The 21,968-nt window shown below is 57.2% G+C and carries 18 protein-coding genes and 2 pseudogenes; 18 read left to right on the top strand and 2 right to left on the bottom strand.

Going from position 1 to position 21,968, the window contains the following annotated elements; translation table 11 throughout:
- A pseudogene (locus tag ASC74_RS32245) lies at positions 1-665 on the top strand (IS110 family transposase); the annotation flags it as partial.
- A 1-nt stretch (position 666) separates the two neighbouring features.
- A pseudogene (locus ASC74_RS32250) lies at positions 667-1,090 on the top strand (IS110 family transposase); the annotation flags it as partial.
- A 528-nt stretch (positions 1,091-1,618) separates the two neighbouring features.
- On the opposite strand, the gene gltA reads toward ASC74_RS32250, so the two are convergent.
- Positions 1,619-2,908: a citrate synthase gene (gene gltA / locus ASC74_RS21770; protein WP_008148584.1), complete on the bottom strand. Its 1,290-nt coding sequence runs from the start codon at positions 2,906-2,908 to the stop codon at positions 1,619-1,621.
- A gap of 363 nt (positions 2,909-3,271) precedes the next feature.
- Here gltA and sdhC point away from each other — a divergent pair, with 363 nt between their 5' ends.
- The 12 genes from sdhC to ASC74_RS21830 all read left to right on the top strand — a co-directional run bounded on the left by sdhC (position 3,272) and on the right by ASC74_RS21830 (position 17,778).
- On the top strand, positions 3,272-3,646 hold the full coding sequence (gene sdhC / locus ASC74_RS21775; protein ID WP_082555868.1) for a succinate dehydrogenase, cytochrome b556 subunit: 375 nt from the start codon (positions 3,272-3,274) through the stop codon (positions 3,644-3,646).
- On the top strand, positions 3,640-4,008 hold the full coding sequence (gene sdhD / locus ASC74_RS21780) for a succinate dehydrogenase, hydrophobic membrane anchor protein (protein ID WP_008148589.1): 369 nt from the start codon (positions 3,640-3,642) through the stop codon (positions 4,006-4,008). The genes sdhC and sdhD overlap by 7 nt, the downstream gene beginning before the upstream one ends.
- Before the next feature lie 3 nt (positions 4,009-4,011).
- Entirely contained in the window at positions 4,012-5,787 is a 1,776-nt protein-coding gene (sdhA, locus tag ASC74_RS21785) for a succinate dehydrogenase flavoprotein subunit (protein WP_056743988.1), read from the top strand.
- Positions 5,788-5,798: 11 nt separating this feature from the next.
- A complete protein-coding gene (locus ASC74_RS21790) occupies positions 5,799-6,503 on the top strand; it encodes a succinate dehydrogenase iron-sulfur subunit (RefSeq protein ID WP_056743991.1) in 705 nt (234 codons plus the stop codon).
- A gap of 262 nt (positions 6,504-6,765) precedes the next feature.
- On the top strand, positions 6,766-9,597 hold the full coding sequence (locus ASC74_RS21795) for a 2-oxoglutarate dehydrogenase E1 component (protein ID WP_046048040.1): 2,832 nt from the start codon (positions 6,766-6,768) through the stop codon (positions 9,595-9,597).
- Between the two features lie 42 nt (positions 9,598-9,639).
- Entirely contained in the window at positions 9,640-10,860 is a 1,221-nt protein-coding gene (odhB, locus tag ASC74_RS21800; protein ID WP_046048039.1) for a 2-oxoglutarate dehydrogenase complex dihydrolipoyllysine-residue succinyltransferase, read from the top strand.
- 110 nt (positions 10,861-10,970) lie between these two features.
- On the top strand, positions 10,971-12,407 hold the full coding sequence (gene lpdA / locus ASC74_RS21805) for a dihydrolipoyl dehydrogenase (RefSeq protein ID WP_056743993.1): 1,437 nt from the start codon (positions 10,971-10,973) through the stop codon (positions 12,405-12,407).
- A gap of 200 nt (positions 12,408-12,607) precedes the next feature.
- A complete protein-coding gene (gene sucC / locus ASC74_RS21810) occupies positions 12,608-13,774 on the top strand; it encodes an ADP-forming succinate--CoA ligase subunit beta (RefSeq protein ID WP_008148602.1) in 1,167 nt (388 codons plus the stop codon).
- The gene (sucD, locus tag ASC74_RS21815) at positions 13,774-14,655 is read left to right on the top strand and encodes a succinate--CoA ligase subunit alpha (RefSeq protein WP_008148605.1); all 882 of its coding nucleotides are present in this window, start codon (positions 13,774-13,776) and stop codon (positions 14,653-14,655) included. The genes sucC and sucD overlap by 1 nt, the downstream gene beginning before the upstream one ends.
- A gap of 390 nt (positions 14,656-15,045) precedes the next feature.
- The gene (brnQ, locus tag ASC74_RS21820; protein ID WP_056743996.1) at positions 15,046-16,359 is read left to right on the top strand and encodes a branched-chain amino acid transport system II carrier protein; all 1,314 of its coding nucleotides are present in this window, start codon (positions 15,046-15,048) and stop codon (positions 16,357-16,359) included.
- A 280-nt stretch (positions 16,360-16,639) separates the two neighbouring features.
- Positions 16,640-17,377 carry a DUF599 domain-containing protein gene (locus tag ASC74_RS21825; RefSeq protein ID WP_046048036.1) on the top strand — a complete coding sequence of 246 codons (738 nt, stop codon included), beginning with the start codon at positions 16,640-16,642 and terminating at the stop codon, positions 17,375-17,377.
- The gene (locus tag ASC74_RS21830) at positions 17,377-17,778 is read left to right on the top strand and encodes an MAPEG family protein (protein WP_056743998.1); all 402 of its coding nucleotides are present in this window, start codon (positions 17,377-17,379) and stop codon (positions 17,776-17,778) included. The genes ASC74_RS21825 and ASC74_RS21830 overlap by 1 nt, the downstream gene beginning before the upstream one ends.
- A gap of 79 nt (positions 17,779-17,857) precedes the next feature.
- Here the strand turns inward: ASC74_RS21830 and ASC74_RS21835 are convergent, their stop codons facing one another.
- Positions 17,858-18,091 carry a hypothetical protein gene (locus ASC74_RS21835; RefSeq protein ID WP_056744000.1) on the bottom strand — a complete coding sequence of 78 codons (234 nt, stop codon included), beginning with the start codon at positions 18,089-18,091 and terminating at the stop codon, positions 17,858-17,860.
- Between the two features lie 159 nt (positions 18,092-18,250).
- Between ASC74_RS21835 and ASC74_RS21840 the strand changes: the two genes are divergently transcribed.
- The 4 genes from ASC74_RS21840 to ASC74_RS21855 all read left to right on the top strand — a co-directional run bounded on the left by ASC74_RS21840 (position 18,251) and on the right by ASC74_RS21855 (position 21,957).
- On the top strand, positions 18,251-18,727 hold the full coding sequence (locus ASC74_RS21840) for a PaaI family thioesterase (RefSeq protein ID WP_056744003.1): 477 nt from the start codon (positions 18,251-18,253) through the stop codon (positions 18,725-18,727).
- Positions 18,724-19,176: a PaaI family thioesterase gene (locus ASC74_RS21845; RefSeq protein WP_046048032.1), complete on the top strand. Its 453-nt coding sequence runs from the start codon at positions 18,724-18,726 to the stop codon at positions 19,174-19,176. Before ASC74_RS21840 ends, ASC74_RS21845 begins: the two co-directional genes overlap by 4 nt.
- Positions 19,177-19,257: 81 nt before the next feature.
- Positions 19,258-21,162, top strand: coding sequence for a molecular chaperone HtpG (htpG, locus tag ASC74_RS21850; RefSeq protein ID WP_056744671.1), 1,905 nt, complete (start codon positions 19,258-19,260; stop codon positions 21,160-21,162).
- A 66-nt stretch (positions 21,163-21,228) separates the two neighbouring features.
- Positions 21,229-21,957 carry a dienelactone hydrolase family protein gene (locus ASC74_RS21855; RefSeq protein WP_056744005.1) on the top strand — a complete coding sequence of 243 codons (729 nt, stop codon included), beginning with the start codon at positions 21,229-21,231 and terminating at the stop codon, positions 21,955-21,957.
- Positions 21,958-21,968: the final 11 nt, after the last annotated feature.

The following is a 21,968-nucleotide window of genomic DNA, read 5'->3' on the forward strand; positions in this document are numbered from 1 at the left end:
GACATCGGCAAGAACACTTTCCACCTGCATGGACAGGACGCCAGGGGCCATCAGGTGCTGCGTAAAAAGCTCAACCGCAACCAATTGCTCCCTTATCTGGCGCAGATTTCGACATGCAAAATTGCCATGGAGTCCTGCGGCGGTTCTCAATGGCTTGCCCGGAAAATCAAGGAGCAAGGCCATCAAGTGCAGTTGATCGCGCCGCAACATGTGAAGGCCTATGTTACCGGCAACAAAAACGACTTCATTGATGCCGAGGCTATTTGTGAAGCGGCCTCGCGCCCTAGAACCCGTTCGGTCCAAGTCAAAACCGTAGAACAGCAGGTGCTGTGCACTGAGCACCGACTGCGCAAGTCCTTGGTAAGTCGACGCACCGTCGTCATCAATCAAGTGCATGGATTTCTCCTGGAGTTCGGCGTCATCTTTCCCGCCGGATACGCCGCCCTTGATCGGGTCTCGGGCCTGATGCAAAGCCGTGAACTTCCCATCCGTTTGATAAACGCCATTGAGCGCATGCTTGAAGATATTCGGCAGCTGACTGGCGAGATCAAAAAACTCGATGTCGAGATCAAGCAAAACCTCGTCCAAAGCGACGCCGGCCAACGCTTGCAAAGCATCCCCGGCATCGGCCCCCTCATCGCTAGCGCTCTGGTGGCCGATGTCGCNGATCAAGCAAAACCTCGTCCAAAGCGACGCCGGCCAACGCTTGCAAAGCATCCCCGGCATCGGCCCCCTCATCGCTAGCGCTCTGGTGGCCGATGTCGCCGACGCTTCGGCTTTCAAATCGTCCCGCGACTTCGCCGCATCGTTGGGGTTGGTGCCGCGACAGTATTCAACAGGTGGCGAAACGGTCCTCCTCGGCATCAGTAAACGGGGCGATAAATACCTAAGAAGCCTGCTGGTACAGGGCGCTCACACCGTTTTGTACCGAGTCGATCACCGAACCGACGCCCTTGGTATGTGGGCCAAAAACTTGCTCGCCCGCAAGCCGCTGAACAAAGTGGCCTGTGCCCTGGCGAACAAAATGGCCAGAATCGTCTGGGTGTTATTAACCAAGGGCGGCACCTACAACTCACAGCTTTTGGCTTGATCCGTACACTTCACCACCGGCTTTTGCGACGTCAGTAGCTGATGACGATAAACGGCAGACATCCTGGCTGAAAACCTGATAAGCAAAAGAGCTTTGGAGGCTGAAGCCTTTTTAAAGGACAGGCAGGAGCGACTACTCATCAAGGGCCGAGCGCTATCCGTGCTCACACTGAGCCCGAATACATTAGCGCAAGCTCGATTTACCGTTCATCAATGCTGGCTCATCAAGGGCCGAGCGCTATCCGTGCTCACACTGAGCCCGAATACATTAGCGCAAGCTCGATTTACCGTTCATCAATGCTGGGTGGCAGAAGATGGGCTGACCATACATTTGCTTACTTTTCGGCGTTTGGAAAAGTGAGTCGCTGTAAAAGCGAAACCATAATCAGCCGTTACCGCAGAAACGGATATGTACACGACCAAAAACCCAGTCGGCCCTCAGGCCGCTGAACCAGCACAAACAAAAACGGCCTCTATATAAATAGAGGCCGTTCCCGGTGCAACTCAAGACGTTATCGCAAGACAGGTCTTATTTGCGGTCTTCCAGCTTGGTGATGTCACGCGACTCGTAGCCGGTGTACAACTGGCGCGGACGGCCAATCTTGTACGGGCTGGAGAGCATTTCTTTCCAGTGGGAGATCCAGCCGACGGTCCGCGCCAAAGCGAAGATCACGGTGAACATGCTGGTTGGAATGCCGATCGCCTTGAGGATGATCCCCGAGTAGAAGTCGACGTTCGGGTACAGCGAGCGTTCGATGAAGTACGGGTCGGTCAGGGCGATCTCTTCCAGGCGCATGGCCAGTTCGAGTTGCGGATCGTTGGTGATGCCCAGTTCCTTCAGCACTTCGTCGCAGGTCTGCTTCATGACTGTTGCGCGTGGGTCGCGGTTTTTGTAAACCCGGTGACCGAAGCCCATCAGTTTGAACGGATCGTTCTTGTCCTTGGCCTTGGCGATGTACTTGTCGATGTTCGATACATCGCCAATTTCATCGAGCATGGTCAAAACAGCTTCGTTCGCGCCGCCGTGGGCAGGGCCCCACAGTGCAGCGATGCCGGCGGCGATACAGGCGAACGGGTTGGCACCCGAAGAACCGGCCAGGCGTACGGTGGAAGTCGATGCGTTCTGCTCGTGGTCCGCATGGAGGATGAAGATCTTGTCCATGGCGTTGGCGAGTACCGGGCTGATCGGTTTGATCTCGCACGGGGTGTTGAACATCATGTGCAGGAAGTTTTCCGCGTACGTCAGGTCGTTGCGCGGGTACATCATGGGTTGCCCCATCGAGTACTTGTAAACCATCGCTGCCAGGGTCGGCATCTTGGCAACCAGACGGATCGCGGAAATTTCGCGATGCTGCGGGTTATTGATGTCCAGGGAGTCGTGGTAGAAGGCCGAGAGGGCGCCGACTACGCCGCACATGACGGCCATTGGGTGGGCGTCGCGACGGAAACCGTTGAAGAACGTCTTCAGCTGCTCGTGAACCATGGTGTGGTTTTTCACGGTGCTGACGAACTGGGCCTTCTGTTCTGCGGTCGGCAATTCGCCGTTGAGCAGCAGATAGCAGGTTTCCAGGTAGTCCGACTTTTCAGCCAGCTGTTCGATCGGGTAGCCGCGGTGCAGCAGGATGCCGTTGTCGCCGTCGATATAGGTGATCTTCGACTCGCAGGAAGCTGTCGACATGAAACCAGGGTCAAAGGTGAAACGGCCCGTGGCCGTCAGGCCCCGAACATCGATAACATCGGGACCAACGGTGCCGGTTAAAATGGGCAGCTCGACGGGGGCTGCGCCCTCGATGATCAACTGCGCTTTTTTGTCAGCCATGTGGCCTCCTATTTATGCTTGAAATCATCAGACAGACCCCCCACGCAGGGCCCGCACCACTATAGTGAGATAAATTCGAATGTCAATTTGCCTAAAGTCTTGCTCCAGAAGGCTTTAACCGGACTTTTTCCTCGAAATTGACTGCCATTTACGCCTTTTATACGACTTGTGCAATGAGCTATTAGGGGAAGGCGATTGCGTTGTCATTAGTAGCCTAACTGTCTATACTCGGCCTCCGACCGCCAGGGGCTTTTGGGCCTGCTTTACTGGGGGTCGCACTCCCTGGGTGGTGGGTACCTGACCAGTGCACTCCCCAACAACTTTGCCCTGATTGTTAGGGGCTCTTCAGTGTGAAAAAAAGCCGTGAATAGCCAACGACCTGTAAACCTAGACCTAAGGACCATCAAACTCCCAGTCACTGCTTACACGTCCATTCTTCACCGAATCTCCGGAATCATCCTCTTTGTCAGCCTGGCCATCATGCTTTATGCATTGGACAAGTCGCTCGACTCGGAAGAAGGCTTCGGTCAGGTGAAAGCGTGTCTGACCAGTCCGCTAGCCAAGCTAGTGATTTGGGGCATCCTGTCCGCCTTGCTGTATCACCTGGTTGCCGGCGTGCGCCATTTGATGATGGACATGGGCATCGGCGAGTCGCTTGAAGGCGGCAAACTGGGCTCGAAAATCGTTATCGCCGTTTCCGTGGTGGTAATCGTTCTGGCAGGAGTTTGGATATGGTAACTAACGTCACGAACCTGTCGCGTTCGGGCCTCTATGACTGGATGGCACAACGTGTGTCTGCGGTCGTTCTCGCGGCTTACTTCATCTTCCTGATCGGATACGTCGTTGCCCATCCTGGCATCGGCTACGCCCAATGGCATGAACTGTTCGCAAGCAACTGGATGCGTATTTTCAGTCTCCTGGCCCTCGTTGCCCTCGGCGCTCACGCCTGGGTCGGCATGTGGACCATCGCGACCGACTACCTGACGCCAATGGCGTTCGGCAAGTCCGCGACTGCAGTACGTTTCCTCTTCCAGGCAGTATGCGGCGTCGCGATGTTTGCGTACTTCGTCTGGGGTGTGCAGATTCTTTGGGGTATCTGATTCATGTCTACTACAGTTAATACGCTTTCGTTCGACGCCATCATCATTGGCGGCGGCGGTGCTGGCATGCGCGCTGCTCTGCAGCTGGCACAAGGTGGTCACAAGACTGCCGTAGTTACCAAGGTTTTCCCGACTCGTTCGCACACTGTATCCGCACAGGGTGGCATCACCTGCGCCATCGCCTCGGCAGATCCGAACGATGACTGGCGCTGGCACATGTACGATACCGTCAAGGGTTCCGACTATATCGGTGACCAGGACGCTATCGAATACATGTGTTCCGTAGGCCCGGAAGCGGTCTTCGAGCTCGAGCACATGGGCTTGCCGTTCTCCCGTACCGAACAAGGCCGCATCTATCAGCGTCCGTTCGGCGGTCAGTCGAAAGACTTCGGTAAAGGTGGCCAGGCTGCCCGTACGTGCGCCGCTGCCGACCGTACCGGTCACGCACTGCTGCACACCCTGTACCAGGCCAACCTGAAGGCCGGCACCGTATTCCTCAACGAATACTACGGTGTCGACCTGGTGAAGAACGAAGATGGTGCCTTTGTCGGCATGATCGTCATCTGCATCGAAACCGGCGAAACTTCCTACGTCCGCGCTAACGCCACTGTACTGGCGACTGGTGGTGCAGGTCGTATCTACTCGTCCACCACCAATGCCCTGATCAACACCGGTGACGGCGTCGGCATGGCTCTGCGTGCTGGCGTGCCGGTACAAGACATTGAAATGTGGCAGTTCCACCCAACCGGCATCGCCGGCGCCGGTGTACTGGTGACTGAAGGTTGCCGCGGTGAAGGCGGTTACCTGATCAACAAGCACGGCGAGCGTTTCATGGAGCGTTATGCTCCGAACGCCAAAGACCTGGCTGGTCGTGACGTTGTTGCTCGCTCGATGGTTAAAGAAATCATCGCCGGCAACGGTTGCGGTCCGGATGGCGACCACGTAATGCTGAAACTCGATCACCTCGGTGAAGAAGTTCTGCACAGCCGTCTGCCAGGCATCATGGAACTGTCCAAGACCTTCGCCCACGTCGATCCAGCCGTGTCGCCGATTCCGGTCGTTCCAACCTGCCACTATATGATGGGCGGCGTGCCGACCAACATTCACGGTCAGGCAATCACTCAGGATGAAAACGGCGTTGACCAGATCATCCCGGGCCTGTTCGCAGTAGGCGAAGTGGCCTGCGTATCGGTTCACGGTGCCAACCGTCTGGGCGGCAACTCGTTGCTCGACCTGGTGGTATTCGGTCGTGCAGCCGGCCTGTTCCTGGAACAGACCCTGAAAGAAGGCGTCGACTACACCCGTGCTCGCCAGTCCGACATCGACGCTGCCCTGGCACGTCTCGATGGCCTGAACTCGCGTACCGAAGGCGAAGACGTCGCTACCCTGCGTAAAGAGCTGCAAAGCTGCATGCAGAACTACTTCGGTGTATTCCGTACCGGCGAATACATGCAGAAGGGTATTGCTCAGTTGGCTGATCTGCGTGGCCGTATCGCCAACGTCAAGATCAACGACAAGAGCCAGGCGTTCAACACCGCTCGTATCGAAGCGCTGGAATTGCAGAACCTGCTGGAAGTGGCCGAAGCTACCGCCATCGCTGCAGAGATCCGCAAAGAGTCCCGCGGCGCTCACGCCCGTGAAGACTACGAAGACCGCGACGACGAAAACTGGCTGTGCCACACCCTGTACTTCCCGGGTGACAAGCGCGTTACCAAGCGTGCTGTGAACTTCTCGCCGAAGACTGTTCCGACTTTTGAACCTAAGATTCGGACTTATTAAGGGTGGCCGCCATGTTGCAAGTCAGTGTTTATCGCTACAACCCTGATCAGGACGCTGCGCCGTTCATGCAGGAATTTACGGTCGATACCGGTGGTAAAGACCTGATGGTGCTGGACGTGCTGGCCCTGATCAAAGAGCAGGACGAAGGTTTCTCCTATCGTCGCTCTTGCCGTGAAGGTGTTTGCGGTTCCGACGGCATGAACATCAACGGCAAAAACGGTCTGGCGTGCGTCACGCCGCTGTCCGCTGTCGTAAAAGGTAACAAGCTGATCGTTCGTCCTCTGCCAGGTTTGCCGGTAATCCGTGACCTGGTCGTCGATATGAGCATCTTCTACAAGCAATACGAAAAGGTTAAGCCATACCTGCAGAACGACACGCCGGCTCCGGCCATCGAACGTCTGCAGACCCCTGAAGAGCGTGAAAAGCTTGACGGTCTGTACGAGTGCATCCTGTGCGCTTGCTGCTCGACCTCTTGCCCGTCCTTCTGGTGGAACCCGGACAAGTTCCTGGGTCCAGCTGCTCTGCTGCAAGCGTATCGCTTCCTGGCAGACAGCCGCGACACCAAGACTGCCGAGCGTCTGGCTTCGCTGGATGACCCGTTCAGCGTATTCCGCTGCCGCGGGATCATGAACTGCGTCAACGTCTGCCCGAAAGGCCTGAACCCGACTAAGGCCATCGGTCACGTACGTAACATGCTGCTGCAAAGCGGCGTGTGATTCAGCTGCTGTACCCGTAGGACCGCTGTACCCGTAGATGCTACGGCGCAGGCTTCAACCGGCGCCGTAGTTTTAACCTGAGCAGCAGCTTATAAGGCTGCGGCTCTTATTTTGAAGAAATGAGACAAGCAGGGGCATCCGGGCTGGTACCCGGACTATCAGCGTGATCCTAAGTGGCTTGTTTTAGTCGCTGCATTCGGACTTCTGCAAGCGTGCTCGGTGTCGACGCCGGTGGTGTTCCCCTAACCGAGGGTGACCAAGCATGCAAGAAAGCGTGATGCAGCGCATGTGGAACAGCGCCTACCTATCCGGTAGTAACGCTGCCTATGTGGAAGAGCTCTACGAGCTCTACCTGCACGACCCTAACGCTGTGCCAGAAGAGTGGCGCACCTACTTCCAGAAGTTGCCTGCTGACGGCAACACTGCCACCGATGTTTCGCACTCCACAATTCGCGATCATTTCGTCTTGCTGGCAAAGAACCAGCGCCGCGCCCAACCGGTTTCCGCCGGCAGCGTGAGCAGTGAGCACGAGAAGAAGCAAGTTGAAGTGCTGCGATTGATCCAGGCCTACCGTATGCGTGGCCACCAGGCAGCCCAGCTTGACCCGCTGGGGCTGTGGCAGCGTCCTGCACCTGCAGACCTGTCGATCAATCATTACGGCTTGACCAATGCCGATCTTGATACGACCTTCCGTGCCGGCGACCTGTTCATCGGCAAAGAGGAGGCGAGCCTACGCGAAATTCACGAAGCGTTGCAGCAGACATATTGCCGCACCATCGGCGCTGAATTTACGCATATCACCGATTCCGAGCAGCGCCAGTGGTTCCAGCAGCGTCTGGAAAGCGTGCGCGGCCGTCCGACGTACTCCGCCGACATCAAGAGCCACTTGCTTGAGCGCGTGACCGCCGGCGAAGGCCTGGAAAAATACCTGGGTACCAAATACCCGGGTACCAAGCGTTTCGGTCTGGAAGGCGGCGAAAGCCTGATTCCGATGCTCGACGAGTTGATCCAGCGTTCCGGTTCCTACGGCACCAAGGAAATCGTCATCGGCATGGCCCACCGTGGCCGTCTCAACGTGCTGGTCAACACCTTCGGCAAGAACCCGCGCGAGCTGTTCGACGAGTTCGAAGGCAAGAAGAAGGTCGAGCTGGGTTCCGGTGACGTTAAGTATCACCAGGGCTTCTCGTCCAACGTGATGACCACTGGCGGCGAAGTTCACCTGGCCATGGCGTTCAACCCGTCCCACCTGGAAATCGTATCTCCAGTGGTCGAGGGTTCAGTTCGCGCCCGTCAGGATCGTCGTAACGACCCTACCGGTGAGAAGGTTCTGCCGATCTCCATCCACGGTGACGCGGCATTCGCCGGTCAGGGTGTGGTCATGGAAACCTTCCAGATGTCGCAGACCCGCGGTTTCAAGACCGGCGGCACCGTGCACATCGTGATCAACAACCAGGTCGGTTTCACCATCAGCAACCCGCTGGACTCGCGCTCCACCGAGTACGCGACCGACGTTGCGAAGATGATCCAGGCGCCGATCCTCCATGTGAATGGTGATGATCCGGAAGCTGTGTTGTTCGTGACCCAGCTGGCCATCGACTACCGCATGCAGTTCAAGCGTGACGTGGTGATCGACCTGGTCTGCTACCGTCGTCGTGGCCACAACGAGGCCGACGAGCCAAGCGGCACCCAGCCAATCATGTATCAGCAGATCACCAAACAGCGCACCACCCGTGAGCTGTATGCCGATCGTCTGACTCAGGGCGGTGTGCTGGACGCAGAGCGTGTTCAGGCGAAAGTCGACGAATACCGCAACGCGCTGGACAACGGTCTGCATGTTGTAAAAAGCCTGGTCAAAGAGCCGAACAAAGAGTTGTTCGTGGACTGGCGTCCGTATCTGGGCCACGCCTGGACCGCGCGTCACGACACTCGCTTCGATCTGAAAACCTTGCAGGAACTGTCCGCCAAGCTGCTGGAAATTCCGGAAGGCTTCGTGGTTCAGCGCCAGGTCTCGAAAATCTACGAAGACCGTCAGAAAATGCAAGCCGGCGGCCTGCCGATCAACTGGGGTTACGCCGAAACCATGGCGTACGCGACCCTGGCGTTCGAAGGTCACCCGATTCGCATGACGGGTCAGGACATCGGTCGCGGTACGTTCTCGCACCGTCACGCTGTCTTGCACAACCAGAAAGACGCGGGTACCTACATCCCGCTGCAAAACCTGTACAAGGGCCAGCCACGTTTCGACCTGTACGATTCGTTCCTGTCCGAAGAAGCCGTGTTGGCGTTCGAATACGGTTACTCGACCACCACGCCTGAGGCGCTGGTGATCTGGGAAGCCCAGTTCGGCGACTTCGCCAACGGTGCCCAAGTGGTTATCGACCAGTTCATCACCAGTGGCGAGCACAAGTGGGGCCGTCTCTGCGGTCTGACCATGCTGCTGCCGCACGGTTATGAAGGTCAGGGTCCGGAGCACTCTTCGGCTCGTCTGGAGCGTTACCTGCAGCTGTGCGCCGAGCACAACATTCAGGTAGCCGTGCCGACCACGCCGGCTCAGATCTACCACTTGCTGCGTCGTCAGGTGATTCGCCCGCTGCGCAAGCCGTTGATCGTTCTGACTCCGAAGTCGCTGTTGCGTCACAAACTGGCCATCTCGACCCTGGAAGATCTGGCCGAAGGTTCGTTCCAGACCGTTATCCCGGAAATCGATGTTCAAGACCCGAAAAAGGTCGAGCGCATTGTTCTGTGTAGCGGCAAGGTCTACTACGACCTGCTGGAAAAACGCCGTGCCGAAGGTCGTGACGACATCGCCGTCGTGCGTATCGAGCAGCTGTACCCATTCCCTGAGGACGACTTGAACGAAGTCCTGGCTCCGTACACCAACCTCAAACATATCGTTTGGTGTCAGGAAGAGCCGATGAACCAGGGTGCCTGGTACTGCAGCCAACACCACATGCGCCGCATCGTTGGCAATCACAACAAGTCGCTCGTACTCGAGTACGCGGGCCGTGATGCTTCTGCTGCACCTGCTTGTGGTTATGCATCGATGCACGCTGAGCAGCAGGAAAAACTGCTGCAAGACGCCTTTACTGTTTAACGCCTTCGCGCACCTGAAACCGAATTTAAGGACCCACAGATAATGGCTATCGAAATCAAAGCCCCCACTTTCCCGGAATCGGTTGCCGATGGCACCGTTGCCACCTGGCACAAAAAGCCGGGCGACGCCGTCAAGCGCGACGACCTGATCGTCGACATCGAAACTGACAAAGTCGTATTGGAAGTGTTGGCCACCGCTGATGGCGTGCTGGGCGCGATCGTCAAGAACGAAGGCGACGTCGTTCTGTCCGACGAAGTCCTGGGCTCCATCGAAGCGGGCGGCGCTGCTGCCGCTCCAGCTGCTGCCGCTGCTCCGGCCGCTGCACAAGCTGCTGCTCCAGCCGCTGAAGGCGAAGATGATCCTGTTGCTGCACCGGCTGCTCGCAAGCTGGCTGAAGAAAACGGTATCAACATCGCTTCCGTTGCCGGCACTGGCAAAGGCGGTCGTGTGACCAAGGAAGACGTTGTTGCCGCTGTAGCTGCCAAGAAAGCCGCTCCGGCTGCCGCGCCTGCCAAGGCTGCTGCTCCTGCCGCTGCTGCTCCAGTGTTCGCTGCCGGCGATCGTATCGAGAAGCGCGTGCCGATGACCCGCGTGCGGGCTACCGTTGCCAAGCGTCTGGTTGAAGCTCAATCGAACATGGCAATGCTGACCACTTTCAACGAAGTCGACATGACCGAAGTCATGGCCCTGCGTTCGAAGTACAAGGACCTGTTCGAGAAGTCCCACAATGGCGTGCGCCTGGGCTTCATGTCGTTCTTCGTCAAGGCTGCCACCGAAGCGCTGAAACGCTACCCTGCGGTCAACGCTTCGATCGACGGTGCTGACATCGTTTACCACGGCTACGCTGACGTCGGTGTTGCTGTTTCCAGCGACCGCGGTCTGGTTGTACCGGTTCTGCGTAACGCCGAACTGATGAGCCTGGCTGAAATCGAAGGCGGCATCGCCACCTTCGGCAAGAAGGCTCGTGACGGCAAACTGTCGATGGACGAGATGACCGGCGGTACGTTCACCATCACTAACGGTGGTACTTTCGGTTCGATGATGTCGACCCCGATCGTCAACCCGCCGCAAGCGGCTATCCTGGGCATGCACAACATTCTGCAGCGTCCTATGGCGATCAACGGTCAGGTTGTTATCCGTCCGATGATGTACCTCGCTCTGTCCTACGATCACCGTCTGATCGATGGCAAAGAAGCTGTGACCTTCCTGGTTACCATCAAGAACCTGCTGGAAGACCCGGCTCGTTTGCTGCTGGATATCTGATTTCGTTGCACGGGCCGTCCAGTGATGGGCGGCCCTTCTGTAATGACCAGCTTCGTCCCACGACGGTCCTCAAAAGGGCCCGTCCGGTTTGATTCGAGAAGGAATGACACATGACTCAGAAATTCGACGTGGTAGTGATTGGCGCGGGCCCTGGCGGCTACGTGGCTGCCATTAAAGCAGCGCAACTGGGCCTCTCCACTGCCTGCATCGAGAAATACACCGACAAGGAAGGCAAACTGGCCCTCGGCGGTACTTGCCTGAACGTCGGCTGCATTCCATCCAAGGCGCTGCTGGACAGCTCCTGGAAATACAAGGAAGCCAAAGAAGGCTTCGCGATCCACGGTATCAATCACGCTGGCGTGACCATGGACGTGGCAGCAATGGTTGGCCGTAAAGCCAACATCGTCAAAGGCCTGACCTCTGGCGTTGCTACCCTGTTCAAGGCGAACGGCGTCACTTCCCTGCAAGGCCACGGCAAACTGCTGGCCGGCAAGAAAGTCGAGCTGACCAAGCCAGACGGCACCGTCGAAATCATCGAAGCCGAGAACGTGATTCTGGCTTCGGGCTCGCGTCCGATCGACATTCCACCGGCTCCGGTTGACCAGAACGTGATCGTCGATTCGACCGGCGCACTGGAATTCCAAGCCGTACCTAAGCGTCTGGGCGTGATCGGCGCTGGCGTAATCGGTCTGGAACTGGGTTCGGTCTGGTCCCGTCTGGGTTCCGAAGTGGTTGTTCTGGAAGCGCTGGAGAAGTTCCTGCCAGCGGCTGACGACGCCGTTTCCAAAGAAGCCTACAAGACCCTGACCAAACAAGGTCTGGACATCAAGCTGGGCGCTCGCGTCACCGGTTCCAAAGTGAACGGCAACGAAGTTGTCGTGAACTACACCGATGCCAATGGCGAACAGAACATCACGTTCGACAAGCTGATCGTTGCCGTTGGTCGCCGTCCGGTGACCACCGAGCTGCTGGCAGCTGACAGCGGTGTGAACATCGACGAACGTGGCTTCGTTTTCGTTGACGACCAGTGCGCCACCAGCGTTCCGGGCGTTTACGCGATCGGCGACGTGGTTCGCGGCATGATGCTGGCGCACAAGGCGTCCGAAGAAGGCATCATGGTGGTTGAGCGCATCAAGGGCCACAAAGCCCAAATCAACTATGACCTGATCCCGTCTGTTATTTATACTCACCCGGAAATCGCGTGGGTCGGCAAAACCGAGCAGGCCTTGAAGGCTGAAGGCGTTGAAGTTAACGTTGGCACCTTCCCGTTCGCAGCCAGTGGCCGTGCCATGGCAGCCAACGATACCGGCGGTTTCGTGAAAGTCATCGCTGATGCCAAGACTGACCGCGTATTGGGCGTCCACGTGATTGGCCCGAGCGCTGCAGAATTGGTTCAGCAGGGCGCGATCGGTATGGAATTCGGCACCAGCGCTGAAGACCTGGGCATGATGGTTTTCTCCCATCCGACCCTGTCCGAAGCCTTGCACGAAGCAGCTCTGGCTGTGAATGGCGGCGCCATTCACATTGCCAACCGCAAGAAGCGTTAAGACAAGACAATAAGAAACCACGGCGGAAGGCCCGTCGTGAGCCTTGCGTGCAAGACTCACCGCGGAATGTCCGCCGGACGCAGCCTTGCGTAGTCTCACCGGTTATCCGGAACACCTACGCAAGCAGCAGTCACAGGTGGTGCGGCACTTGAACAAGTGCAGCACCGAATGCGCAGTACCTAACGAAGACGGTAATAAGCATGAATCTTCACGAGTATCAGGGTAAGCAGCTGTTCGCTGAATACGGCCTGCCAGTATCCCAGGGTTTCGCCGTAGACACCCCGGAAGCAGCAGCAGAAGCGTGCGACAAAATCGGCGGGACCGAATGGGTTGTCAAAGCCCAGGTTCACGCAGGTGGTCGCGGTAAAGCGGGCGGCGTTAAGCTGGTTCGCAGCAAAGAAGACGCCAAAGCATTCGCTCAACAGTGGTTGGGCAAGCGTCTGGTGACTTACCAGACTGATGCCAATGGTCAGCCAGTCACCAAGATCCTGGTTGAATCGTGCACTGATATCGCTAAAGAGCTGTACCTGGGCGCTGTCGTTGACCGTTCGAGCCGTCGCATCGTGTTCATGGCTTCCACCGAAGGTGGCGTGGACATCGAGAAAATCGCTCACGACACCCCTGAGAAAATCCTCAAGGCCACTATCGATCCACTGGTTGGCGCTCAGCCATTCCAGGGTCGCGAGCTGGCATTCCAGCTGGGTCTGGAAGGCAAGCAAGTTGCTCAGTTCGCCAAGATCTTCGTAGGTCTGGCCAAGCTGTTCAAGGATCACGACCTGGCTCTGCTGGAAGTGAACCCGCTGGTGATCAAGGCTGACGGCGATCTGCATTGCCTCGACGCCAAGATCAACATCGACGCCAACGCCATGTACCGTCAGCCTAAGCTGAAAACTTTCCACGATCCGTCGCAAGACGATCCGCGCGAAGCGCACGCTGCCAAGTTCGAACTGAACTACGTAGCGCTGGAAGGCAACATCGGTTGCATGGTCAACGGTGCTGGCCTGGCCATGGGTACCATGGACATCGTCAACCTGCATGGCGGCAAACCAGCCAACTTCCTCGACGTGGGCGGCGGTGCTACCAAAGAACGCGTTACCGAAGCGTTCAAGATCATCCTGTCCGACACTAATGTCGCTGCAGTATTGGTCAACATCTTCGGCGGCATCGTTCGTTGCGACATGATTGCCGAAGGCATCATTGGCGCTGTGAAAGAAGTCGGCGTGAAAATCCCGGTTGTTGTTCGCCTTGAAGGCAACAACGCTGAGCTGGGCGCTAAAGTACTGGCAGAAAGCGGTTTGAACATCATCGCTGCTACCAGCCTGACCGACGCTGCTCAACAAGTTGTCAAAGCTGCGGAGGGCAAATAATGAGCGTCCTGATCAATAAAGACACCAAAGTTATCTGCCAGGGTATTACCGGTTCGCAAGGTAGTTTCCACACCCAGCAAGCCATCGAATACGGCACCAAGATGGTTGGTGGCGTAACTCCTGGTAAAGGCGGCACCGAGCACCTGGGTCTGCCAGTGTTCAACACCGTGAAAGATGCTGTAGCTGCCACTGGCGCCACCGCCAGCGTGATCTACGTTCCAGCTCCTTTCTGCAAGGACTCCATCCTGGAAGCAGCATTCGGCGGCATCAAGCTGATCGTTTGCATCACTGAAGGCATTCCTACCCTGGACATGCTGGATGCCAAGGTCAAGTGCGACGAGCTGGGCGTAGTCCTGATCGGTCCTAACTGCCCAGGCGTGATCACTCCAGGCGAATGCAAGATCGGCATCATGCCAGGTCACATTCACTTGCCAGGCAAGGTCGGTATCGTTTCCCGTTCCGGCACCCTGACCTACGAAGCTGTTAAGCAGACTACTGACGCCGGTTTCGGTCAGTCGACTTGCGTCGGCATCGGCGGTGACCCGATCCCGGGCTCGAACTTCATCGACATCCTGAAGCTGTTCCAGGAAGACCCGAAGACCGAAGCGATCGTGATGATCGGTGAGATCGGCGGTTCGGCTGAAGAAGAAGCGGCTGCCTACATCAAGGCACACGTGACCAAGCCGGTTGTTTCCTACATCGCTGGTGTGACTGCCCCTGCGGGCAAGCGCATGGGCCATGCTGGCGCAATCATCTCTGGCGGCAAAGGCACTGCAGACGAGAAGTTTGCTGCCCTGGAAGACGCAGGCGTTAAAACCGTGCGTTCGCTGGCAGACATCGGCAAGGCTTTGTCCGAGCTGACCGGTTGGGCGATCAAGTAAGCCTCGCGCTTATCTGACGTTTCACCAAACAAAGGCCTCCTTCGGGTGGCCTTTGTCATTTGCGAAGATCAAAAGATCGCAGCCTCGTTGCACTCGACAGCTCCTACAAGGTTTCGTATCCCCTGTAGGAGCTGTCGAGTGCAACGAGGCTGCGATCTTTTGACCTTTATATATGTAAACGCGACACGGAAATGTCGCATATCGGATAGATCGCACCCTAACAGTGCGTTTGTCGGGCAAATTCGTTAGGCTAGCAGCCATTTTTGCGTCCGCGGCCCACAAGGTTGCTACGCGCTAAACGGGTCAGTCCTATACGGACCGACAGCATTTCCCTCACCCCTCAGGGAAATCCCTCTCTAAATTCCGATTCAGTAGTGTGGTATTTCCTTAATGAAAGTGTTGAAAGGCCAGGACATCCTGGCACTTGGTTTTATGACGTTTGCCCTGTTTGTCGGGGCTGGCAACATCATCTTCCCGCCTATCGTCGGTCTGCAGTCCGGTCCAAATGTCTGGATGGCGGCGCTGGGCTTTCTGATCACCGCGGTCGGTCTGCCGGTAATCACCGTCGTCGCCCTGGCCAAGGTCGGTGGCGCCATGGATGCCTTGAGCAGCCCGATCGGCAAAGTCGCCGGTGGCCTGCTGGCGGCCGCGTGCTACCTCGCTGTCGGCCCGCTGTTCGCGACACCGCGCACCGCCACCGTGTCATTCGAAGTCGGCTTGGCGCCGCTGACCGGCGAGAGCCCGCTGGCGCTGTTCCTCTATAGCTCGGTGTACTTCCTGCTGGTGTTCTTCATCTCGCTCTATCCGGGTCGTCTGCTGGATACCGTAGGACGTTTCCTCGCGCCGCTGAAGATCATCGCCCTGGCCGCGCTCGGCATCGCAGCGTTTGCATTGCCGGCCGGTGAAGTCGGCGTGGCGACCCCGGAATACGTGGCGGCACCGTTCTCCCAAGGCTTCATCAATGGTTACCTGACCATGGATACCCTGGGCGCGCTGGTGTTTGGCATTGTCATTGTCAATGCGATCCGCTCCCGCGGCGTCGAATCGCCGGTGTTGATTACCCGTTACGCGATCATCGCCGGGCTGATTGCCGGCGTGGGTCTGGCGCTGGTTTACGTCAGCCTGTTCCGTCTCGGTTCGGGCAGCCATGAAGTGGCCGCGGGCGCCACCAACGGCGCGGCGGTGTTGCACGCTTACGTGCAACACACCTTCGGCTCCCTGGGCAGCGGTTTTCTGGCGGTGCTGATCTCCCTGGCCTGCCTGGTGACGGCGGTGGGTCTGACATGTGCCTGCGCTGAATACTTCAGCCGTGTGTTGCCGCTGTCCTACAAGACATTGGTCATCATCCTGGCTGCGTTCTCCCTGCTGGTGTCCAACCTGGGCCTCACCAAGCTGATTGCGTTCTCGATCCCGGTGCTGACCGCGATCTACCCGCCGTGCATTGCCCTGGTCGCCCTGAGCTTCTGCAAGGACTTCTGGCATGAGCAGGGCCGCATCGTCGGTCCGGTGATGCTGGTGTCGTTCATTTTCGGCCTGATCGACGCCCTCAAAGGCGCGGGTCTGGCGGACTGGATGCCGACTCAGTTGTCCCACCTGCCTCTGAGCGAGCAAGGCCTGGCCTGGCTGGTGCCGTCGGTCATGACTCTGGTTGTCGCGGTGGCTTGCGATCGCCTGCTGGGCAAGCGCGAAGAAGCGCTGGCTTAAGCCGCTTCATGACCCGCCACAAGCGGGCTGTGAACACACATGGAAATGCCCCGTATCAATCGATATGGGGCATTTTTTTTGGAGTCGGTGCAGTGTCTTTTTCCTTGAGCTAACGTCGAAGCACTACGAAGATCTCATGTGGGAGCGGCGGTGCGACGATTCGACTTGCTCGCGAAGGCGGCATTACATTCAACATTGATGTCGACTGACCCACCGCTTTCGCGAGCAAGCCCGCTCCCACAGGGTTTTGGTATTCCGTTCAAAAATCACAAGGACCTGCATGTCGTTCATCCACGCCAACATGATCCACATCCTCGCCGCGCTCTGGTTCGTCATCTGCTGGGGCGGCTACACCCGTTATGCGACGTGGAAGGGCCGCGACACCGCGTGCCTGGCCAGTGTGCTGCACCTTTATCGAGAAGACTGGATGCGCCGCATGCTGTTGCGCGACAACCGCATCGCTGACGCCAGCGTGATCGGTAACCTGGAGCGCAACGCCTCGTTCTTCGCCTCCAGCACACTGATTATCCTGGCCGGCATTCTCACGGTGCTTGGCGCCTCCGAACGGGCGGTGTCGTTGTTGGCGGATATCCCGATGGTGCAACAGGCATCCCAGGGGATGTCGGAAATCAAGTTGCTGTGCCTGGCGCTGGTGTTTGTCTATGCGTTCTTTACGTTCAGCTGGTGCATGCGCCAGTACAACTTTGCGGCCATTCTGGTGGGCTCGGCGCCGATGGTCGGTGAGCGTCACGTTTCCGAACAAGAGCGCAAAGCCTTTGCAGCCCGGGCGGCCCGCGTCATTTCCATGGCCGCCAACCAGTTCAACTTCGGATTGCGCTCCTACTACTTCGGCATGACCATGCTGGCCTGGTTCGTCAGCCCGTGGTTGTTCATGTTGATGAGTACCGGCGTGGTGCTGGTGTTGTATCGCCGGGAGTTTCATTCCGACGTTCTCGACGTGATGGTCTATACACCTACAGAGGCGCCATTGCCCGAGGCGATTAAAGAGGCTGTTTGATGAGTATTCCGTTCTGGTGTGTATTTATCAGCGCACTGCTGATTTATGTGGCGAGGATTCCAGTCGCCAGGGCGATGAATGACCAGGGCGGTTATGACAACCATCTGCCGCGTCAGCAACAGGCGCAACTGACTGACTTTGGTGCCCGTGCGTTGGCGGCTCATCAAAACTGTTTTGAGGCGTTCATTCTGTTCGCGGTGGGGGTGTTGATGGCGCACACCACGCAAACGGCGGGGTGGCTGATCGACTTGCTGGCAATCATCTTTGTGATCACGCGAATCATTTATTTGCTGTGCTATTGGGTTGATCTGGCCTGGCAGCGGAGCCTGGTATGGTTCGTCGGACTAGTGTGTTCGTTGCTGCTGATGATTAGTCCGACTTTTAGAACTATTTTGCTGTAGCGCCTGCATTGCAAACAAAAACATCAGGCAAAAGAAAACCCGCACTGGGCGGGTTTTCTTTATCACGCTAAAAACTGTTTTAGTTTTTAGGTGCTTCTTTTGTGGCTGCTTCGTTCGATTCAGCCTGATCTTTGGCGGCTTCGGCGTTTTCTTTCGCCGCGTCGTTCACTTTATCCTGAGCTTTGCTCATGTCTTGCTGAGCTTGTTCGGCATGTTGGTTAGCATCTTGAGCTTTGTCCTCGGATTTTTTACCGCAGGCTGCGAGACCGAGGGAAGCGGTCAACATCAAGGCAATAGCTAAAGTCTTACGCATGGGGTGTTTCTCCTGGTGGATATTATCTACTGGCCTTTCGAGCGCAACCCATAGCGTTAAGTTCCTCAATTCATACAGATATATAAGTTTATTTCGACGGGAACTTTTACTAAAAACACCTAGTGCGTTGCCTGAACATTAAGAAGAGTTTTTATCAAAATGGCCGAAAACCCCGTTTTTGAGCGCGCTACACGATTTCTATCAGCGCTGCGACATTGTCAGGTACTTGGGCTGCGGGTTCACAGCGCCAGCAGTGATGGACTAACGGTCATCCTGCCGTACAGTCCGCAAATTGTTGGCAACCCGCAAACCGGCGTTATTCATGGCGGGGCGCTGACCTCGCTGATGGACACGGCTTGCGGCATGTCCACCCTTTGTGTGCTGCCCGAGTTCGAAGTTTGTCCGACCCTCGACCTGCGCATCGACTACATGCACGCCGCCGAGCCGCATAAAGATGTCTACGGTTTTGCCCAGTGCTACCGGGTGACCACAGATGTGATCTTTGCTCGCGGTTTCGCCTACCAGGACGATCCCGAGCAGCCCATCGCCCATGTAGTGGGCACCTTCATGCGCATGGGCAAAGCCATCAAGGGCACCAAAGGCTTTGGCGGCGTCATCGCCGGAGGTGCGAAATGACCGATTCCTTCAAGGAACAACTTCAGCAGGCACATGAGCAGGGCGACTACGCCTCGCTGCTGCACCTGATTCCCTACGCCAAACTGATTGGCGTCGAATGTTCGCGGGTGGGGGATGACCTGCTGTTTCGCTTGCCGGCCAACAAGGACAACATTGGTAACCCTTTATTGCCGGCGATCCATGGTGGTGTGATTGCCGGGTTCATGGAGCTGTCCGCAGCGCTGCACCTGCTGATTTTCACCGGTTCGCCGGGTGTGCCGAAGATCATCGATTTCTCCCTCGACTATTTGCGCGCCGGGCAGTTTCGCGACACCTGGGCCAGATGCCAGGTGTGTCGGCAGGGTCGCCGGGTCGCCAACGTTGCGATTACGGCCTGGCAAAGCACTGAAGCCGAACCGATTGCCACAGCCCGCGCTCATTTCAAAATTGAAGAGCCCTTGAAATCCTGAACTCAGCCCCCAACTTTGATGACAACCCGCCGCCGACCCTTCAGGTCGCGGCCACTGCCATCTGATTGGAGTTTGATGACCATGAGTGTGGAAACTCAAAAGGAAACCCTGGGCTTCCAGACCGAGGTGAAGCAGCTGCTGCACCTCATGATCCATTCGCTGTATTCCAACAAGGAAATTTTCCTTCGCGAATTGATCTCGAACGCCTCTGACGCTGTCGACAAATTACGTTTCGAAGCCCTGTCCAAGCCCGAGTTGCTGGAAGGTGGCGCCGAACTGAAAATCCGTGTGAGCTTCGACAAGGACGCTAAAACCGTCACCCTCGAAGACAACGGCATCGGCATGAGCCGTGAAGATGCGATCACCCACCTGGGTACCATCGCCAAATCCGGCACTGCCGATTTCATGAAACATCTCTCCGGCGATCAGAAAAAAGACTCGCACCTGATCGGTCAATTCGGTGTGGGTTTCTACTCTGCATTTATCGTCGCCGATAAAGTCGACGTGTTCAGCCGTCGTGCCGGTGCTGCTGCCAGCGAAGGCGTGCACTGGTCGTCCAAGGGTGAAGGCGATTTTGAAGTTGCCACCGTTGATAAAGCCGAGCGCGGCACCCGTATCGTCCTGCACCTGAAATCCGGTGAAGACGAATTCGCCGATGGCTGGCGTCTGCGCAACATCATCAAGAAGTACTCCGACCACATCGCTTTGCCGATCGAGTTGCCGAAAGAAGTGGCCGCCGTTGAAGGCGAAGAGCAACCGGCCGTTGAATGGGAAACCGTCAACCGCGCCAGCGCCCTATGGACTCGCCCTCGCACTGAAGTGAAAGACGAGGAATACCAGGAGTTCTACAAACACGTCGCTCACGACTTCGAGAACCCGCTGAGCTGGAGCCACAACAAGGTCGAAGGCAAGCTCGAATACAGCTCGCTGCTCTACGTGCCGGCCCGTGCTCCGTTCGATCTGTACCAGCGTGAAGCGCCGAAAGGCCTGAAGCTGTACGTGCAGCGCGTGTTCGTGATGGATCAGGCAGAGTCGTTCCTGCCGCTGTACCTGCGCTTCATCAAAGGCGTGGTCGATTCCAACGACCTGTCGCTGAACGTGTCGCGGGAAATCCTGCAGAAAGACCCGATCATCGATTCCATGAAGTCGGCGCTGACCAAGCGCGTTCTCGACATGCTGGAAAAGCTGGCGAAGAACGAGCCTGAGCAATACAAAAGCTTCTGGAAAAACTTCGGCCAGGTCATGAAAGAAGGCCCGGCAGAAGACTTCGCCAACAAAGAGAAAATCGCTGGCCTGCTGCGTTTCGCATCGACCAACGGTAAAGAAGGCGAGCAAGTGGTGGGTCTGGCCGAATACCTGGCTCGCGCCAAGGAAGGTCAGGACAAGATTTATTACCTGACCGGCGAGAAGTTCGAGGCGGTTAAAGACAGCCCGCACCTGGAAGTCTTCCGCAAGAAAGGCATCGAAGTGCTGTTGCTGACCGACCGCATCGACGAGTGGCTGATGAGCTACCTCAGCGACTTCGACGGCAAGAGCTTTGTCGACGTGGCGCGCGGTGATCTGGACCTGGGCAACCTGGATTCGGAAGAAGACAAAAAAGCTGCGGAAGAAGTCGCCAAGTCCAAAGAAGGACTGGTTGAGCGCCTGAAAACTGCACTGGGCGATTCCGTCGCTGAAGTGCGGGTTTCCCATCGTCTGACCGATTCCCCGGCGATTCTGGCCATCGGCGAGCAGGACCTGGGCATGCAGATGCGTCAGATCCTCGAAGCCAGCGGTCAGAAGGTTCCGGAATCGAAGCCGATCTTCGAATTCAACCCGGCTCACCCGCTGATCGAGAAGCTCGACAACGAGCAGAGCGACGAGCGCTTCGGCGACCTGTCGCACATTCTCTTCGATCAGGCGGCCCTGGCCGCCGGCGACAGCTTGAAAGACCCGGCCGCCTACGTGCGCCGTCTCAACAAGCTGCTGGTTGAACTGTCGGTTTAACTGCGTTGTACAAAAACCCGCTTCGGCGGGTTTTTTTATTCTGGTGTCTTTTACTGGGAGTTAGTCATGAGCCAAATCACTGTTCGTTCCGTCGCTTATCAGATTGATGGCCAGTCGTATGAAAGCCGTCTGGCGTTTGATGCCGACCACAAGGGCCCACGCCCCGGTCTGTTGATGGCGCCGAACTGGATGGGCGTCAGCGCCGGTGCCGAGGAGATCGCCAAGTCTGTGGCGTCCAAGGGTTATGTGGTGCTGATCGCGGACCTCTACGGTCAGTCGGTCCGTCCGCAGAACGGCGACGAGGCGGGTGCAGCCATGATGCCGCTCAAGCATGACCGGCCGTTGTTGCGAAAACGCATGCAAGCAGCATTCGATCAGCTGCAGATCCAGGACGAAGCGGCGGTCGATACCTCGAAGCTGGCGACCTTTGGTTTCTGCTTTGGCGGTTGCTGCGCGCTGGATCTGGCTCGCACCGGCGCGCCGGTGAAAGCGGCGGTGTCGTTCCACGGAACGCTGGATTCGCCGAATCCGGCGGATGCCAGGAACATCAAGGGTTCGGTGCTGGTGCTGCACGGTGCATCCGACCCATTGGTGCCGAAAGAGCAATTGCCGGCGTTTGAAGATGAAATGAACGCGGCGGGCGTGGATTGGCAACTGCTGAGCTACGGCGGCGCGGTGCATTCCTTCACCGATCCGCACGCCAATGTGCCGGGCATGATGATGTATGACGCGAAGACGGCAAGTCGTGCGTTTGCGTCGATGCATAACTTGCTGGATGAAGTGTTCAAGGGCTGATAGCTGCATGC

The organism is Pseudomonas sp. Root329 (assembly GCF_001424925.1).
GTDB lineage: Bacteria > Pseudomonadota > Gammaproteobacteria > Pseudomonadales > Pseudomonadaceae > Aquipseudomonas > Aquipseudomonas arabinosi.